Genomic DNA, 18,869 nt, shown 5'->3' with positions numbered 1-18,869 from the left:
AATAGCGCGATAAAGTCGTTAGCTGTTTGGTTTTCGCTCTTACTAGACAGCTTACAATTTTGCCTTTATAAAATGAAATATGGTTTTGTTCTGACAGTTCAAAAACAAGACGCTCATCATGGAAGAAACGTGCTCGCAAAACAGAAAGACCAGTAGAGTTGGGAAAGAAAAACGCTCATTAGGGAAGGGGTCTCTTTATGCAAGAAAACATACCAAAGGGCTGCAATTCTTTATGTCGTGCCTGCGCTCACAGAAATATAACAAGCGAAGAAAGTGCAGAACAAAAGATGGCATGGCTAGCCCATGCGCTATCTCCTTGGGGAAAGGAGCTACGCTCCATCAAAACTCCCCTAGCTCAAGAGCGATGGGGATATCGAGAGAAAGTAAGTCTTTTAACCCAATGGAGTCAAGAAGCTCGATGGCAAATAGGCATGATAGCTCGCAAGCATTTTGTCAATCTCCAGACATGTCCTATACACTCGGAACGGGTTCGTAAAATGATTCTTTGGATTTCAGAATCAATACCTACTCCAGAAATATTTTCTCTATCTTTATATGCACAGACAGGAAAACAGGCAACTCTTATTCTAAAAACAAATGTAAAACCCGATCTTTGCTGGTTAGTCGAACACGAAAAATATCTTTCTCAAACAGGAATTGAGGGGCTTTGGCTTCATCTTCATCCTTCCGCTGGTCGTCGCCTTTTCGGGAAAAGAAATTGGCATCTTCTGTGGGGTAAACCTCGATCATATAATGAAATGGGCCTAATATATGGCCCCACAGCCTTCCAACAACTTATTCCCAATCTTTATATACAATCTCTTCGAGAGGCCCAGAATTTCCTGACGCCTCAAAAAAATGATAGTATTATAGACTTATACTGTGGAAGTGGAGCAAGTCTTAGGCTATGGACAATTTTCGGGGCTCGAACTATAGGCGTAGAAACATCAGCAGAAGCTGTAGAAAACGCCTCTATAAACGCTCCTCTTGCTCAGATCTTAAGAGGAACATGTTCCCTTCGCATCCCTCAACTCAACGAATGGGCAAAAAACACGCCCCTTCAACACCGATTAGCCTATGTCAATCCTCCTCGTGTAGGATTAGAACCAGACGTTAGGCATTGGCTCGCTACGGAATATCGCCCTCTGCGCCTCGCTTATCTTTCTTGCAATGCTGGCACTTTAGCACGAGATCTCGCTTTTTTTGAAGGAAACGGGTATTTCGTAGAACACATCACACCCTATGATTTTTTCCCCAATACATACCATGTAGAAACCCTTACCCTTCTTCAAAGAAAAGGAGAATGTCCATACTTTCATCTCGGGCTAAACAAATTTCATTATGGAACATGCTCGTCTTCCCTTGTTATCAAGAAAGTCTGCTTTTCAAAAACAACTTTATCAGTTTAAACCACATTAAACTGAGCAAAGGCAACAAAAAGGTGATAACTCCATCCATAAAATCCAAAGAAGAGAAGTGAAAAATCTGGCGAAAAATCGGGATGGACATAGTAGAGATAAGCATTAAAGAAGCTCCTGCTACCACTAGCCAAAAAGCCTTATTAGGGATTTTGAAAATAGTTAACGTCCCTTGTGTCCATGATCTATTGGTCATAATAAGACCTAAATTAGAGAGAACCAAAACAGCAAAAGTGATAGTTCGTGTCTTTTCTGGAGAAAATCCTGCGAAGACACAAGCTATGAGAACTCCAAGTGCAAGGGCAAGGACACCCAGCCCCTGCAACACGGCTAAAGTTACAGTTGCTCTATCAAAAAGAGGCTTCAAAGGATTTCGAGGCTTTCGATCCATAATATTTTCTTCCTCCTGCTCTGCCTCAAATACTACTGAACAGGCCGGATCAATAATCAATTCCAAAAATACTATGTGAACAGGAAATAAGACTAACGGCCATTCCTTAAAGAAAACAGGGATCAGTGACAAGCCAGCAATGGGAACATGGACAGCCACGACAAAAGCCAAAGCTTTTCGAATATTATCAAAAATACGCCGCCCCATTCGCACAGCTTTTACAATAGAAGAAAAATCATCATCCACTAACACGAGGGCTGCCGATTCTCGAGCGACATCAGTACCACGTCCACCCATGGCTATGCCAATATGAGCACTTTTAAGAGCCGGGGCATCATTGACTCCGTCCCCTGTCATAGCTGTGACCTCACCGTTTGATTTAAGAGCCTCTACGATTCTTAATTTTTGTTCTGGAACAACTCTGGCAAAAATATTGACAGAACGTATTTTTTCTTTCAACACTTGGTCAGTCATATTTTCCAGCTCTGGGCCAATGATAACAGCATCTGGATTGCGTAGTCCAATAGTCCGGGCTATATTTTTAGCCGTGCCAGGATAGTCTCCAGTAATCATGATAGTACGAATTCCTGCAGAGTAACAGCTCTGAATTGAAGCAGCTACATCCTCACGGACTGGATCAAGAAGGCCTACAAGTCCGACAAATTCAAAATAGAAATCATGCTGAATATCTGGAAGCTTTTCCTTCTGAAATTGGGCTTTTGCAACTCCAAGAACTCGCAGCCCCTCATCGGCCATCTTCTCTACCCACTTCTCTACCTGTGCCTTTGCATTCTCATCCATATGACACAAATCTACTATGGCTTCAGGAGCTCCTTTAGCTGCTATCTCCCAACTTAATCTATCTGGTGAATGCCATACATTCGACATGGCCAGCAACTCTGGCGAGAGAGGATATTCTCTTACAAGCGCCCAGTTGGCATGAAGGTGCTCTGTCCCTTCCAATAACTTCTCTCCAGAACGCAAAATAGCTTTCTCCATGGGATCAAAGGGATCTTTTTGGCTGGCCAACATGGCATATTCCAGTAAAGCATGATATGTTTCAGGGAATGGATCATCGTCCTGTTCCGGCCCCCAGCACTCCCCTACAACACATAATTTTCCTATGGACATTTTATTTTGTGTGAGGGTTCCAGTTTTATCTACACAAAGAACAGAAGCTGCGCCAAGAGTTTCAACTGCTGGAACTCGTCGAGTAAGCACGCCTTTCTGAGAAATTCGCCAGGCTCCCAAGGCCAAAAAAATCGTGAGGACCACTGGAAATTCCTCCGGAAGGGTAGCCATGGCTAATGCAATTCCTGCAAGAATAGCCTCTAACCAGTTTCCTCGAAGCATCCCGTATACAACGACAAGGACAGAACAAAAGATCAATCCGAGAATGGAGAAATTCTTAACTATTCGGCCTGTTTCTTTTTGTAATAATGTGTCTTCTTCTTTTACAGACTGGAGGGCCTTGCCGATTGTGCCCATTTCTGTATTGATACCAATGCCTGTAACTTCAGCTACACCTTGTCCCTTGACAACCAAGGAACCTGAATAAAGAAAGGGTAGATCGTCTCCACCTGGGCGACCTGTTTCCAAATGGCCGTCCCACGGTTTTTTACGAACTGGAACAGACTCTCCTGTAAGCATAGATTCATCTACGGAAAGATTAACACCTGCAATGAGCCTCGCATCGGCAGGAACACGATCTCCCTCCGAAACTACTATGACATCACCTCGTACTACTTCTCGGCCAGGTATTCTCTTTTGCTCACCTTCCCGCATAACAAGAGCTCTCGGGCTAGAAAGATCTCGTAAGGCTTCAAGAGCTCGTTCTGTTTTTCGTTCTTGATAGATGGTAATGCTCATAACTGCAAAAACAAAAAACAGCAATAATGCCGCCTCACGCTTTTCTCCCAAGAGAAGATAAAGAATTCCACAAGCGACAAGGAGCAAAAACATCGGCTCTTTACCCACTTCTATAACTATGTGAAGGAAACTTTTATGTGCGGTGGAAGGGAGTTCGTTAAAACCTTCTATTTTCTGACGGTGATCTACTTCTGATTCAGATAAGCCCTGGATTTGAGCTGCTTGAAACAGGTCTTTAATTTCAGTCATATTTTTCTCCTCGCTTCCTCACAAAGACAGGATTCTTGCCAGATTTGCACGGGAAGTGGGTATAACAACTTCCGCCCCAAAAACGTCAGCATACGAAAAACCCCCGCTAGGACATAAGATCTATATCTACGTCCCGCGGGGGAATAAATGTTCCCGCTGCCTCATGAAGGCCCAGCTGCACCTTTTATTATATAAAGGCCGCCTGTTCACCATTTTGTGGAATTATACAGTAAGATAAGAAGCAAAGTCAATAAAGGTGATACTTAATCATAATGACAGACGACGGTTACATACACCTAGTGCAACGGGCTCATTTTCAAGATCTGGTACCATTATTGGTTCATAGAGAGCACCAAGTTGACCATTTGAAGGAAGTTATCATTCATATCTTTTGTTGCATCTTCTCCCTTTTTGACTTTTTCCCTCACGGTATAAATAAATTTTCTCCATTCGTCATTGACCCCAGCCTCGTAGAATTCGTTATATTTAAAGCTTCCCCTTTGAGCTTCATAAACTGTTCCATCAACGAGAGCTTTAGGTGTAGCGTTTGCCCCCATCAGGAAAGGAATAGAATATCCGTAGGCTGGTAATGTTACAAAAATAGTCGTCAAAGCTTCTGGGTTTTCGGGATCAATTAAAATCGTGGCGCTCGACTGTGCTCGGGCAAAATTCCACAAGGCAGAGTGTTTTGAAACCTTGGGTGAATTAACTAATTCAATAGTTATATTCCCATAGTTTGTGACAAGGGCATCTTCAGGCGAACCATAATCATTTTCCCTAGAGACAGTGAAATATATCCCCTCATATTCATCCCCTGCATATACAAGGGGAGGACTCTCTCTTTCTTCTATAATCTTATAGCAATTATCCGCTATCTGAAGAATTTTCCCTCTTGCATCAACAAACAAATAATTAGTCCCTAACTTTCCACTGGCAATATATCCCTTCTCTGCAAAAGAATGGAGAACTTCTTTTGCTTCGTCAATGTTTTTACAGTGCTCAGCGATATAACGGGGAATGTAGTGATTCATAAATCCGTCATATTTAGGAGGATCAACGTAGGGTAGCTCTCCCTCGTAAGGACCAACATAACATTCTTTATGTTGCCACTGGGCTGGGACATCTGCGCCTCCTGCAAGACCTTTCTCGTTAACAAAAAACGACACTCCTGTATCTGCAGTACCCATTTCTCCGAAAAACTTATACGGTTTTTTATCACCTGGAGGCACTTTTGTTATTTTCTTAAGATAGGCTGATTGTAGATCTACAGCGGTTTCCCTCGTTTTATGAAAAATAATCTGTCCATCCCTTGTTGCCGGTGGAGCAACTGCAAATGAAGTACATCCTACTCCTTCATAAAAAAGGGCTAAATCCCTGTATCTTCCAAAAGTGAAAGCAATGTAAAGCTCTCGGTCTATTCCAACCCTATCAGCAATAGCATTAAGCTCATCGATCCAATAAGAACAATTAATCTTCTTGGAAAGGTCTATTGAAAGCTTCGCGAATTGCCTTAGCTGGCCTTCTTTACCCTCAGCTCGTGACATAAATGTATTGTATGCCTTTAAAATAGAATCTCGGTTGACTTCTCCCCACATTGCCCCTACTTCAGCTGCTGATCCTTGCAAAAAAATCACTTCATCTGAAGGGACTGCAGCAAAAGCAGAAGTACTAAAAAGAACCGTTATAGTCGTCATTAACACTATTAAACGCTTCATTTTAATGCCTCCTTTTGATAAGAATGAAGGAGTTTTTACCTCCTTCATTCTTAAAAAATAGAGCGTCCCAAAAACTCTTTCTTCTACTTGCTACATACACTTAGTACAACGTGCACATTCCACTCTATAAAATCTTGTTAGGATTGAGGTAAGTACTGATTTTCCAACTCTCTGAAAATATTAAAACCTACGAGTTCTTTAAAATCTTTAAAGGGTGCCACTAAATCATTTCGCCCTTCTGCTATTTTATCCCCGCTTATCGCTTCAAGGTATGTTGTCATTCCCTTAATAGCTGCAAATAACGGACCAACAGGAATACTGACCCGACCAACTTTCATCTTTTTCAAAGTTTCAATGGGGATAAGAGGGGTTTTCCCTCCACTCACTGCATCGAATAAGTTGATACTAATTGGAGCTTTTACTTCATCAATAATTTTTTGAATTTGCTCTTTTGATTGTGGAGCCTCAACAAAAATTAAATCAGCTCCTGCATCTGCATAAGCATTAGCTCTTTTTATAGCCTCATCAACTCCAGCTACAGCAATAGCATCTGTACGAGCATTAATAACAAAGTCGGGATCCAGTTCATTTTTCGCAGCGACACAAGCTTCGATCTTCAGAACCATTTCTTCCTTAGAAATAATCTGTTTCCCTTCAAGGTGCCCACATCGCTTAGGGAAAAGTTGATCTTCAATATTCATACCAGCAGCACCAATACGGATCAATTCTTTCGTCACGTACATGGCGTTAATACTACTTCCAAACCCCGTATCGGCATCAGCCATGACAGGTATATTCACTGCATTCACTATATTTTTGGTAAAACTCAACATTTCCCCGAAAGAAAGAAATGCCATATCAGGCAAACCAAGCCACGTGGCAGATAGCCCAAAACCACTCACCTGAAGAGCTTCAAAACCAGCCTTTTCTATGAGCTTTGCAGAAATGGCATCATGGGCTCCTGGACAAACAAGTGCTCTTCTTTCAAAAATCATTTTTTTAAGACTGGTTGTTTTTCTCAATGTTAATTCCCCCATCAACAAGAATACGTTCTCGCTTTAAAAGTGCCCTGTTCCATACAAAAGCCACAACCACGGCTATTCCACCGGCTATAGAAACTCCAACGTTCGGAAATAGGAGCAAAATACCACCTACTAAAAAAAGAACTCGGCTCATTAAAGCCGCAACGCCCTTTCCAAACCCGAAAAAACCATACGCTATTGCTATAGAACCCACAAAACCAGTAACTCCATGACATAAAATAGAAGGGAGCGGTCCTCTGCCCACAAGAGATGGATTGAGCGCAAAAAAATAAGGCAGTATAAACGCTACAGCTCCAAGTTTAATGGCATTAAGCCCAGTCTTTACCCAGTCCCCCTTAGAAATACTGGCTGCAGCAACAGCTGCGGTACAGGTAGGAGGAGTTACCCCTCCTAAGATCGCCCAATAAATAAAGAAGAGATGAGCTGCAACCTCGTCAATGCCAATTTTCAACAACGGAGGAACGAGAATAGAGACAGAAAGGACGTAAGTGGGGACTACTGGTAGAGATGTGCCTAAAATAAACGGAACAATTGTGGCAACAAGAAGGGCTATAAAAACATTGGATCCTCCGTGCCTTAATATCAATCCACTTATTTTAGGAGCTATGCCAGTAATTCCAATGAGGTTCACCAACACACTGACGGAAACAAGAATTGGAACAATTCTTGCTACATCGGCTCCTCCCTCAGCAAGCGCCGATAAAATTTTTTGGGGCGTTTCTTTGATTTTCCCTTTCGTAAAATCACATATGGCCAATATTATTATGGTAGAGATACTCGCGTAAAAACCCGCCTTAAGAAGAGGCTGTCCCACTGTTATAAGATAGAGAAGAATAACGGTGGGAATAATAAGCCCCGCCATCCGCTCAAAAGTAAGTATATCCTTCCACTTAGGAATCTCCTCTTCAGGGACAGCAGAAAGCCCCCTCCGCTTCGTCTGAAAATGAACACCGCTGAATACGCCCGTATAAAAGAGAATGCATGGTAGTATGGCATAACCTATGATCTTCATATAAGAGATATTCAGGAATTCAGCCATCATAAAAGCCGTAATACTCATAATTGGAGGAGTAATGCCTCCTCCGGAAGAGGCTATGGCTTCTACCGCTCCTGCAAATTCAGGGCGGTATCCAAGGCGCTTCATAAGAGGAATAGTATAGCTTCCTGTAACCATAACATTTGCTACAGAACTGCCCGAAATGCTTCCAAAGAGGGCACTTGAAACTACCGCCGCCTTCGCCGGTCCTCCAACAAAACGGCCTGTAAGAGCTAGCGCTAAATCAATAAAGGTTTTACCTCCTCCTGTAGCAGACAGTAATGATCCGAAGATAATAAACATAGCTATAAAGGTAGCGGACATACCGGTGACACTACCGAACAACCCGAGGGGAGAAAAATATATAGAGTTCATAATAAACTCAAAGGACAATCCTCGTATCTTCCAAATTCCTCCTAAATGAGGAGCTACGTATATATAGAGGAAAAGCAAAGTGACAATAATAGGAATAGCTGGTCCTACAGTTCGACGGGCAGCTTCTAAAACAATAATCATAAGTGCTGTTCCTAAAACAAGATCGAACGTTGTGGCTCCGCCAGGATTCATGTAAATTCCAAGAGCTTTACTTATGGCATTTATACATGCAATAGCAATAATTGCGATAAGGAATATATCCCAAAGATATGAACGATCATTATTGTTCTCCTCCCCTTGACGGAAAGGGCAGTGGAGTAACGCTATGGAAACCCCGAGGGCAACATGAAGAGCCCTCACTTGTATATCGAGTAAGTGCTGAAAAAACATGGGAACAATCAATTGCGTGAGAGAAAAAATAATACCGCTCCAGAACAAAATCTTATCTACGTGTTTTTTGAAAAAGTTTTGTAAATCCACCCTGTTCTACCCCCCTTGTTAACTTACTCTTTTCGAGGGTGCGGGAGGTAGGAAAAAATCCTACCTCCATTTTTACTATAGGATTTTTTACTTATACTCTGGTGGAATAAAATATTCTGGCACTTCTATACCTTTCTCTTTCGCATAACGAATGAGTCCGGCATGGGCAGGAATAAAGGCATCCTCTGGCGCATATTTAAAGTAGTCTGCCACAGGATCCCATCCTTTTACAGGAGAGTAAGCTGCCGCCACTTCTTCAAAACCTTCCATATAGGATTTAATAATGTTATAAGCCACCTCTTCAGACATATCCGCAGTAGCTACAGCCCCTGCTATAGGACACTCTTCCCATATAGGGCCTACATCGGGAAGTTGAGAGATAGTTCCTTTTTCAGTCTTTAAAAAGCTCATGCTGGGAATCTTTTCCCGTATTTTTTTCACATCTTCTTCTGAATATCCAATAACTGTTAATGGGTTCGTAATATTGACTTCTATCAGGGAAGCATCCATAGAATTTAACCCACTGGATTTCTGAAGCCCTACTATACGCCCTTCTTTCAGCGCATTTACTGCGTCTCCATACGCCATGGGCATAAGATTAATTTTCGTGCCCAAAATATCGTTATACTGCATAATGTAAGAAGCAGAAGCAGATCCTGGGATGCCTGGACAAAATCTCTTCCCTGCAAAATCCCCAAAAGATTTTATGCCAGCATCTTTTCTTACATAGAGACGATCGGCAAATACATTTCTCAAAAAGAGCCATCGAACGTTTGTATAAGGTTTTTCACCTTCAAAAGCTCCCTTGCCTTCATAAAGCTGAAGAGTAGATGGCAAATCGATACAGAGAGCAAAGTCAAAGACTCCATCGCGTACCTTTTTAAGATTATCTATACCGGCGCCACTCTCAACTACCGTTACGTTAAGCCCTACATTGGCCTTATTAATTACGTTGGCAGTAGCTACGCACCATGCGTAAACACCAGAGGCAGAAGAGGTACTTCCCATGTTCAAACTGGTCTCGCTCCCATATCCTGCGCCAACGATCCCGAAAGAGAAGATCACCAGCAGACATAACACAAATAACACTTTCCAATTTTTCTGCATTGTGGTTCCCCCTTTTTTTACTTTGGTCGTTTCATTCCAAAGATCTTGTTCTCCTAAATACGATCTAAGGAAAAGCCCGGGCCTTTTTTGTTTTTTAGTAACGAGTAGCCTTTCATCCCCCCCTTTTTAAGGTTCTGCTATCACTCCGCTACAGGTAACGTAAAGGTTTTGTTCTTTTTCAGATAGGGCGTTAGGCCTCCTTCAGAAAGAATGCTAATCATTATTTCTGGAAGAGATTCCATATGGATTTGTTGGTTTGTTGTGAGGTTATAAATCTTCTGTGAGGATAAGTCTATTTCCAATAAATCTTGATCTTGTATCTTATCAGTATTACAAATAAGAGCTGGGAGGCCTAAATTAATAGCATTTCTAAAAAATATACGCGCAAAAGATTTCGCTAAAATGGCACCAACTTTTGCATACTTCAGAGCAAGGACTGCCTGTTCCCGTGAAGAGCCACAACCAAAATTCAAGCCTGCCACCACGTAATCTCCTGGCTCCATTTTTTTATAAAATCCCGGAGAAATATCTTCAAAGACATGCTCTGCTAAAAAATTGTAATCGAGAGTTTTTGTATACTTCCCAGCTATAATGTAATCTGTATTTATATTGTCATCAAATTTATGAGCTTTTCCTTGAACCATAAAATTCCCCCCCCTATTCATTCTAAAAACTGTCGAGGGTCAGTAATACGTCCCTTTACCGCCGAGGCAGCACAAGTAGCAGGGGAGGCCAGATAAATATTAGCTTTATTATTCCCCATACGGCCCTTAAAATTTCTGTTAGCTGTAGAGAGTACCACTTCTCCATCGCTAGGAACTCCTAAATGAGTGCCAGGGCACGGGCCACACCCTGGAGGAATAATAACGGCGCCGGCCTGAACAAGAGTTTCTATAATCCCTTCCTGCAAGGCTGAAACTAAAACATGGCGAGATGCTGGCGCTACAAGTAAGCGGCAACGAGGATGTACTCTTTTATCTCTCAATATAGCCGCAGCAATTCTAAGATCTTCTAATCTACCGTTCGTACACGTACCTACAAAAACTTGATGGATTTCCGTTCCCGCAAGTTCTTCTACAGGGCATACGTTATCAACCGCATGTGGAGATGCTATCTGAGGAACAATAGAGTCTGCTGCTATTTCTATAGTATTCTTATACTCAACATTATCATCATCGAAGACAGGAGAATAGTTTTTTTGAGTTCTTTCTGCCAAGTATGCCTCTGTTTTCTCGTCACACTCCATAATCCCCACTTTCGCCCCGCACTCAATTGCCATATTGCACAAGGTGAGCCTTTGAGAAACATCCATTGCATTAATAGTTTCCCCAGCGAAATGGAGCGCCAGATAGTCTGCTCCATCTGACCCCAGTCGGCCTATAGTATAAAGTATCAGATCTTTAGCGTACGTCCCCTGGGCCATGGATCCATAATAAGAAATTTTGAGAGTTTCAGGGACCTTCATCCATAGCTGTCCTGTGAGCATCACTCCACTCATATCTGTAGAACCTATTCCAAACGCAATGGCATTCACAGCACCATAAGTACAGGTATGAGAATCACAACCTACTACTATTTCCCCCGGAGTAACAAGGCCCTGCTCTACCATAAGCTGATGGCATATTCCCTCTCCGCCTTCAAAAAGACGTACTTCTTGTTCTTCGGCAAAATAGCGCATCATCGCATGAAGAAAACTTACCTGTTCATTTGGACAAGGTACGGCATGATCAAGAACAAGAACGAACCTCGATGGATCCCATATTTTCTTCTCTCCATATTCGAGAAATGCCTGTATGGCCCGAGGGGCCGTGCTATCATGAGCCATAGCCATATCTACGTTCACGATAGCAAAGTCCCCCGCCCGCACGTCCTGACCGCAATGAGAAGATATAATTTTTTCAACAATAGTTCTCCCTTTGGTCATATTTATGCTCCCACCTTCATTGCTACGATTACGTATCTCTTCTTAACAAAGCGGTGAGGTGTCTGATGTTTTCTACTTCTTCCAGATTCAAAACAGTGTCAGCTATTTTCTTTCTTCGCTCTTCGTCTTCAAATACTCGACCTGCCAGAGAATTAAATTTCCAAAGAAGTTCTTCTTTCGAGAAAGGATTAAGCGGATGCCCCTTGGGATACTCATTTTTTAGATGGAATGTCTGACCGTTATTCAAATCAATCTCAACGGTAATGGTATAACGAAGCTCTCGAGGAAGATTCTCTATATCAGGATTGGTATAAACTTCCACTTTTCTCGCTAAATCAAGAATTTTAGGATCCTGTATTTTTTCTTCTGTGAACTGCTCTACAAAGGCGTTGCCTTCAAGAAGCGTGACAGCACACACATATGGATGGCTCAACTGTGCCGATACAACACTCGTTATCTCATCTGCAGGAACAGAATATTTGTGAGTGATAGACGTGGTTCCTACCCTAATTTTCTTTATATCTTCAGATTTTATCTCAGGATGGTCCGCTCTGAATTTTCGCAAGGCATCTATAGTTGTATGCTTGCTTCGGCAGGTCGAGTAAAACTTCAGCCCAATACCCAGTAACTCCCAACGACTGCCAAGTTCCCCAGCTGTACGCTCTATATCGTATACATCATCTGTGAAACAATTATAGAATCCACCAAACTTATTTTCAAAAACATCTTCAATACCGGTAAAACCTTCTTTTGCAAGGAGACCTCCCAAGATAGCTCCCTCAGAAGATTTAGAAGGTACAATTCGTTTGGCCATAGAGGCGAACTGAACAGCCTGAAGTCCACTTGACCAATTGCCTGTAATTCCCATTGCATGAACCATTTGTTCTTTAGAGAGCCCCAACATTTTGCCTACCCCAGCGGCAGAACCGAAAGGACAACATGAGCCCGTATTATTAAAACCTTGGTGGGCCAATTCAGTGCCAATAGGAGCAGCTATTCGACAAGCAACTTCAAAAGCTAGAACAGCAGATGTAAGAAAATCTTTGCCAGAAACATTGCCTAAAGTTTCCGCGAAAGCGGTAATACATCCAAGAACTCCGGTGGCAACATGTATAATGCCATCAGTATGAGTATCATCAAGTTCGAAAGAGTTGATAGCAGCGCCATTGAGCATCATAGCTGCTGTTACAGATGTTTTTTGGCTGGTCCCCCATATAGAGGCTTCCTGTCTATCCGTTCTCTCTAGAAGAACATCTCTATAAATCTTCATCCAAGGCGTAGTGGAGCCGAAAAGCCCGCAACCGTAAGCATCAAGAAGTACGTTTTTAAGATGGAACACAACTTCTTGAGGGATATCCTCGTACTTAAGGTTCACTATAAACTGAGAAAGACTATCGTTAATTCTGTCTGCCGTGGCCATCTAATGCTCTCCTCCTTTTCTGGTTCCCTAATATGACAGCATTTTGGTAAGATCCACTATTGGTTTTTCTGTTGGGTCTCCACTCATAACCCAGTTCATAACCTTGTCTGCTTTCTCACCAGAAAAAATATTATGTGTAACTTCTTTAAATTTTTCCCGTAGATCTTCGTCAGACATGGGATTTAATGGGTCTCCCTTGGCGTAATCTACAGTGGAACTCCATATTTGACCGTCTTTATTTCTGATTTCCACGATAGTGGTGCGCTTTTCAGGATAAGAGGCTTGAATCACAGGATCTTCCTCTATAACTATTTTTTGGGCTAAAGCTTTGATACGATCATCTTTAATGTTTTCTTCCGTATATTCCTGAAGCCCAGCTTTCCCCCTCACTAACATGGAACCTATGCCATACTGTATGCTCAACCGAGCGTGAAGCACTGTCTGATAGTCTGGGATATCGGAACCCTGTTTAGCATTTTGGTGGGTTCGAACCCGTATGCTCTCTATATCTTCGAGCGTAACAACATGCTCATTCTGAATATTCTGTACGGCTTCGACAGCATAATGGACGTAACGACAGGAACAATAAGGCTTGAAATAAATTTTCTGGAATTCCCACTCTTTTCCTAAATTTCGATCTACTATTTCAGGGGTAAAGGCATGAGAGAAACAATGGGCAAACCCTAAACGCCCTTCTAGAATTTCTTGAGGGCCTGTAAAGCCTTTTCGGGCCAGATATGCTGCGAAAATTCCATTCCTCGCAGCATTTCCAGGATGAAGGTGTTTTACAAAAGATCCGTCAATTTCGTATTGGTTAATGCCAGAAGCCAAACTTCCCACAATCCCCATTGCAGAAATTAACTCTTCAAGAGAGAGCCCCAACAGCTTAGAGCTTACCACTGTAGTTCCAAAGGTTCCCACAGTTCCTGTCGGATGAAAACCCTTTAAATAATGAGAAGGGTTTACGGACGTTCCTATACGTAAAGAGACCTCGTACCCTAAAGCCAGGGCTAACAGAATATTTGCAAGGCTAGCATTACATTGTTCCCCCAATGCTAAAGCAGTGGGGATCATAGAAGCCCCTGGGTGATAGGTAGCATATTTAGATCCGTCGTCAAGTTCAAGAGCATGAGCTGCAACCCCATTAGCCAAAGCTGCATAAGATGCCTCCAATTTTTGAGATGCCCCAATTACTGTGGCATTTCCTGCTGTTCCATGTTCTTTAACAAAGTCTTGAATAACTTTTGCTGAATCAGCTAAGGCCGCCCCAGCAATAATGACCCCAATCGTATCTAAGAGACATCGTTTAGCCTGGTGAATAACGGCTTCTGGAAGATCACCGTAAGAAGCCGTTATAGCAAACTTCGCAAGTTCTCTGGAAAGAGTAGTCTTACTCTCCATCCCATGGAACCTCCAAAGAGAAAAGCGGGGCGTATTGCTGACAACCGTATACATCCGTTTCACTGGGCCCGCCGCTCGCTATAGATCTTCGTATATTGGCCTTGATCCCCATACCCGGATCAAAGAACATGAAGTCTAAAACTTTGTCTTTTGGGATATCATAAGCCTGAGCTATAGCTTCCTGAGTAATAACTCCACTTTTTTTCACTTTTTCATATACTGAACGGTCGTCAAAAATAATTTCCAGGGTAATCATGAAACTCCCGGCATTCTTGCTCCTCACCGTTCGTGCCAAATTACATATATTTTTTGTTTTCATGAGTGAAACCTCCCGAAGTGGTTAACTATTTCCCCATAGGAGACTTCGTCCTGGGGCTTTTTCACACAAAGCTCCCATAGCCCATTAAAAAACTCTTGGGGATAGTAGGGACCTACCATACCGGCCAGTTTTTCCACTAAATCTTCATCTGTAACTGGATTTTCAGGTTCGCCCTTAGCTACTGGAATCCCTTTTTCAAACTGTCGACCATCATGAAGAGTAATGTTTATCCATGCTCCTCGTTCTTCTGGATAGATTCGATTCATCTCTTCATCTTCTTCTATGCGCACTTTAAGAGCTGTTTCTCTCAAAACAGGATCAGCCAATGTTTTTGCATCATAATCTTGCAACGTTACATTTCCACGCTCAAGAGCTATAGCCACGGAGAAAGGAAGGCTAAACATGGCTTCTTCAAACGTATGAGGAACAAAAATCTTTCCCACTTCAGCAATACCTAAAGCATAGGTTTTAACATGAATAGACTTTACGTCTTCAACGGACAACCCCAGTCTTTTCTTCCCTTCTCTAGCAAGATCTACAGCTGCGTGACAATGACGGCACGTGGGATAGAGCTTCGTATAGGTGTACATAATTTCCCATCGTTTCCCTAAAGCTCCCAGAAGAGCCTCTTCTGAAAACTCGTTGTTACACATGGCTTTTAACCACCCATGCTCGCCTTCAAAAAGAGTGCGAGGACCTTTGGCACCTCGATCTACTAAATCTGCTGCTAATACTCCGCCCAAAGCAGCTTTCCCTGGCTGAAGAGGTTTTATACCGGGATGATCGTGAAGCATTTCTTGTAAGCCAGCACTCTGTAATCCTCCAAGAGATACGGAGTAAGCAAAACGTTGGGCATCGAAATTTTTAAGGTATGCGCATGCGGCTGCTGCTCCGAGGGCGCCACATGTACCTGTAGAGTGAAACCCTCGCTTGAGATGAGAAGGATTAATAGCTCTTGCTGCTCTCAGCATCACATCGTAACCAATAATGATAGCCTCTAGAAGCTTCGTAAAGGAAGCGTTATCTCTTTCAGACATGGCGAGAACTGCAGGAATTATGGCTACTGCTGGATGGCACGTTCCCCACCTATGCCCATCATCTAGCTCTATGGAATGACCTAACACACCCAAAGCTAAAGCTGCATGCATAGCTGGGACTTGATTCCCGTGGCAAAGGATAGTAGCTTCCCTCGCTCCACCTATATGGTGGAGATACGATGCACACTGTGACTGAAAAGTACCCGTCTGAAATCCCACGGCAACTTCAGAGAGAAAATCCACAAGTACACGCCGAGCCTTATTTATTACCTCAGGAGTCATACAATGTTTCCCTTTTTCTACATAAAACCGGCTCAGTTGGGAAAGATAGGTCTGATCCAAGGCAATATCGCCTATCATTTGTTTTTTCCCACCATCTCAAAGTGATAACGGAAAATTTTGTTATCAAGGGGATCTTCCAGAGCTAAAAGATGATCAATAGTCCAGCGATAACACTTATTTTGAGGGAAGAGAGGTTCATCGGTAAGAAGGGCTACAGAGCCACCGGAAGAATTCATCTGTCCAGGGTAACTCATGTAAAAGAAACGGAATTTAGCACACTTAGCTACTGTAGTAGCCAGTTCTAAATCCTGAGAAATAACTTCAATAAAAACTCCCAATTCATGGGACTGGGTTTTTATCACAGGCTCATATTCTTTCATTACCGCATTACGACCAAAGACGTGGAAGAACAGCTGATAATCCTTATCTCTAGATGGGCCGATAATATGAGAAACTTTTTTTCTCGTATCTTCTATGATCATATCAATATGTTCTATAGCTCGAGGATCGCGAATACCAACAAAGTGATACACCCTATGTCCAGCCTCTCCAGCTCCCTCTAGTTTCACCTTATAGGAGCCATCAGGAGATGGAGCAAACTTGCTTCCAGAAACCTTAGCGATTCTATCTGTCACAGTTTCATATACGCTCTCATGCATATCGAGAATTCCACCGGGTAATCCTTGTACAAAAGGATTGGTACGTTCGTACATAGAGTGAGCCGCAAGACTATGAGGGGTCGCTCTTTGTTTCGGGTGCATAGGTTCAATAGTGAAATGGTCATGATGAACGGTAGCAATAATAGATTCTTTTACCATTTGAGGCCAACAGACTAGAGAGGCACATTCTGCTGCTTTCCCCATATGAAGGCTAATTCCCTTATGAAACCCCTTAAAAATAGGATATGCGGCCAATACAGCGTCATCACAGGCTCGTCCTGCAATAATCACATCTGCGCCCTGTTCCAAGGCATAAAGAAACTGTTCGACCCCCATACTAGCAGTCACGTTTGTTGTTTGATCGATAACTTCTTTTGTAAGGGGAAAATCTGCTTCAAGGGGTTCTGTTTCGCCTCGTTCAACTCGTCTTAAAAGCTCTTCCTTATCAACTTGGGAATAAATGAGAGCCATTTTGAAAGGTTTTAAGCTGTGGTCCTTCGCAATGTCACGAATAAGGTTTCCATACAAATCTACAGTCCGATCAGTTCCTGTAGTACTGCATGACCCTACAATCATTGGTACGTTTTTCTTCCTAGACTCCACAAGCATAACTTCAAGGTCATGTCTTTCCCACTCAATTGGATTATGCGGTTTATCCGCTCCTAAAAAAGTAGGTCCGGCATCAGCAGTTCCAGCATCAGCGGCAAAACAATCAATATGATGTTTCACCCCTTCGTAAAAAGATTCCTCCTCAATAATGTTGTCTCCTAAGTTACCAGTAGACACGAGAAGTGAACATTTCTCCACAACATTCCCTCCTCTTTTTTCGGAAATTGATTTCCGTTTTGTTATAGGTTAATATATTAATACGATTTTGTCAACCTAGTATTATTTGAATAAAACACCCTATAAAACCTTTTAAAAACCTCTTTAAAAGGTTTTATTACGCTATAAACAAAATAAATAGAAATATTATATGCTATTTCTATTTATTTATCGGACAAACGCTTCCGAAAATTTTTAAACCTTTTAAACGTATAATTATAAATATAAACATTTTATGGAAGGAGTTTTTTTCATGATTTCCAATGAAAGGTATCCATCTACAGTAATAGAAATTCTTAGAATCCTCTATTTTTCAGAGGGACTTCAACCATCCAGCGTTATCCGTTCTCAATTGGAAGAACGAGGATTTGAGCTCGACTCTAGAACTGTTCGCTATCATCTTTCCAATATGGAAGACGATGAACTGATAAAACGGAAAGGAAATAGAGGCGCTTTACTTACTGAAAAGGGGACAAAGGAAGCGAAGATGCTCTTTGTTTTCGATAGGATTGGGACTCCTTCTTTCGAGACAGAAAAGCTCTCTTCTCAATATTCTTACGATAAAAAGAAAAAGAAGGGACGTATCGTAGTGAATTGTCTGCTTTTGGAACAAAATAAAGTAAAAAAAGCCTTGACAGAACTTCGAAAAGTTATAAAAAACGATGTTTTTGTTTCGCCGCTCGTTGGGCTTATTGCAGAGCCAAGGCAAATTTGGAATTGTGATATTTCTCAAGATTATGTTGGACTCGTATGTGTCTCTTCCAGAAACTACGACATTATCCTTCAAAAAATGGGCATTTATATTGAAACGACGGCCACAGGTTTATATCGTCTTGAAAATCAATCCCCTCGTGGCTTTACCGAAATTATATCGCATACAGGAACAACCCTGAGCCCTGGGGAAATACTTATCCGCGGGAAATACACATCTGTAAGCCAATTGACAGAAAAAGGGAATGGTCTGGTAACCGCCGCAATTAAAACATTTCCGTCTTTTTTGTATAAAGAGCTTCAAGCTGCACTGGAAGATCTTGACCCTTCTATTTTCTCAGGCCTTCTTTACCATAGCGGACTTATCCCTCCCTCATATCGCATTAGCTCAAGGGATCGGAATAAAGGATTCATGGTCATTTATGGCGGAGCCAACCTCTTTGCGCCTCTTATAGAGAAGGGCATTACTACCGACCTTTCCATTGCCAGCGGTTTATACGAGGCTGAAAAATTAACTACTATAGAGACACTATTCGAATCTCTACCTAAATATATCTAACTTTTGATACGCCGTCTGGCATCTGGTACCTCGTATGAAGGGGCGCACT

The 18,869-nt window shown here is 42.2% G+C and carries 14 protein-coding genes and 1 riboswitch; of the genes, 2 read left to right on the top strand and 12 right to left on the bottom strand.

The window, feature by feature from the left end:
* The first annotated feature begins 197 nt into the window (after positions 1-197).
* The gene (locus B4J50_RS07060; RefSeq protein ID WP_286845964.1) at positions 198-1,409 is read left to right on the top strand and encodes a class I SAM-dependent RNA methyltransferase; all 1,212 of its coding nucleotides are present in this window, start codon (positions 198-200) and stop codon (positions 1,407-1,409) included.
* Here B4J50_RS07060 and B4J50_RS07055 read toward each other — a convergent pair.
* From B4J50_RS07055 to B4J50_RS07000, 12 genes are all read right to left on the bottom strand, one after another.
* Positions 1,369-3,927 carry a cation-translocating P-type ATPase gene (locus B4J50_RS07055; protein WP_286845966.1) on the bottom strand — a complete coding sequence of 853 codons (2,559 nt, stop codon included), beginning with the start codon at positions 3,925-3,927 and terminating at the stop codon, positions 1,369-1,371. The two genes, B4J50_RS07060 and B4J50_RS07055, sit on opposite strands and share 41 nt — an antisense overlap.
* A 126-nt stretch (positions 3,928-4,053) precedes the next feature.
* A riboswitch (NiCo riboswitch) is annotated at positions 4,054-4,147 on the bottom strand.
* Positions 4,148-4,259: 112 nt separating this feature from the next.
* Positions 4,260-5,642 carry a carcinine hydrolase/isopenicillin-N N-acyltransferase family protein gene (locus B4J50_RS07050; protein ID WP_286845968.1) on the bottom strand — a complete coding sequence of 461 codons (1,383 nt, stop codon included), beginning with the start codon at positions 5,640-5,642 and terminating at the stop codon, positions 4,260-4,262.
* A 137-nt stretch (positions 5,643-5,779) separates the two neighbouring features.
* Complete coding sequence (locus B4J50_RS07045) at positions 5,780-6,664, bottom strand: isocitrate lyase/PEP mutase family protein (RefSeq protein WP_286845970.1); 885 nt, start codon at positions 6,662-6,664, stop codon at positions 5,780-5,782.
* Complete coding sequence (locus tag B4J50_RS07040; RefSeq protein WP_286845971.1) at positions 6,642-8,576, bottom strand: TRAP transporter permease; 1,935 nt, start codon at positions 8,574-8,576, stop codon at positions 6,642-6,644. The genes B4J50_RS07045 and B4J50_RS07040 overlap by 23 nt, the downstream gene beginning before the upstream one ends.
* 87 nt (positions 8,577-8,663) lie before the next feature.
* Positions 8,664-9,683 (bottom strand): TAXI family TRAP transporter solute-binding subunit, encoded by a 1,020-nt coding sequence (locus B4J50_RS07035; RefSeq protein WP_024822685.1) that lies wholly within the window; start codon positions 9,681-9,683, stop codon positions 8,664-8,666.
* 140 nt (positions 9,684-9,823) lie between these two features.
* Positions 9,824-10,327, bottom strand: coding sequence for a 3-isopropylmalate dehydratase small subunit (locus B4J50_RS07030; RefSeq protein ID WP_024822686.1), 504 nt, complete (start codon positions 10,325-10,327; stop codon positions 9,824-9,826).
* Positions 10,328-10,344: 17 nt separating this feature from the next.
* Positions 10,345-11,607, bottom strand: a complete 1,263-nt coding sequence (locus tag B4J50_RS07025) for a 3-isopropylmalate dehydratase large subunit (protein ID WP_024822687.1) — start codon at positions 11,605-11,607, stop codon at positions 10,345-10,347.
* Positions 11,608-11,635: 28 nt separating this feature from the next.
* On the bottom strand, positions 11,636-13,027 hold the full coding sequence (locus tag B4J50_RS07020; RefSeq protein ID WP_286845974.1) for an MmgE/PrpD family protein: 1,392 nt from the start codon (positions 13,025-13,027) through the stop codon (positions 11,636-11,638).
* Between the two features lie 27 nt (positions 13,028-13,054).
* A complete protein-coding gene (locus B4J50_RS07015) occupies positions 13,055-14,428 on the bottom strand; it encodes an MmgE/PrpD family protein (protein ID WP_024822689.1) in 1,374 nt (457 codons plus the stop codon).
* Entirely contained in the window at positions 14,418-14,747 is a 330-nt protein-coding gene (locus tag B4J50_RS07010) for a DUF4387 domain-containing protein (protein ID WP_024822690.1), read from the bottom strand. The genes B4J50_RS07015 and B4J50_RS07010 overlap by 11 nt, the downstream gene beginning before the upstream one ends.
* Positions 14,744-16,144, bottom strand: a complete 1,401-nt coding sequence (locus B4J50_RS07005; RefSeq protein WP_024822691.1) for an MmgE/PrpD family protein — start codon at positions 16,142-16,144, stop codon at positions 14,744-14,746. The genes B4J50_RS07010 and B4J50_RS07005 overlap by 4 nt, the downstream gene beginning before the upstream one ends.
* The gene (locus B4J50_RS07000) at positions 16,141-17,532 is read right to left on the bottom strand and encodes an acyclic terpene utilization AtuA family protein (protein WP_024822692.1); all 1,392 of its coding nucleotides are present in this window, start codon (positions 17,530-17,532) and stop codon (positions 16,141-16,143) included. Before B4J50_RS07000 ends, B4J50_RS07005 begins: the two co-directional genes overlap by 4 nt.
* 271 nt (positions 17,533-17,803) lie before the next feature.
* On the opposite strand from B4J50_RS07000, the gene B4J50_RS06995 reads away from it, so the two are divergent.
* The gene (locus tag B4J50_RS06995) at positions 17,804-18,820 is read left to right on the top strand and encodes a DUF128 domain-containing protein (protein ID WP_024822693.1); all 1,017 of its coding nucleotides are present in this window, start codon (positions 17,804-17,806) and stop codon (positions 18,818-18,820) included.
* The last annotated feature ends 49 nt before the right edge of the window (positions 18,821-18,869 follow it).

This window comes from Aminobacterium sp. UBA4908 (assembly GCF_002398115.1).
GTDB classification, from domain to species: domain Bacteria; phylum Synergistota; class Synergistia; order Synergistales; family Aminobacteriaceae; genus Aminobacterium; species Aminobacterium mobile.
This window is presented reverse-complemented; position numbering and strand designations above follow the sequence as displayed.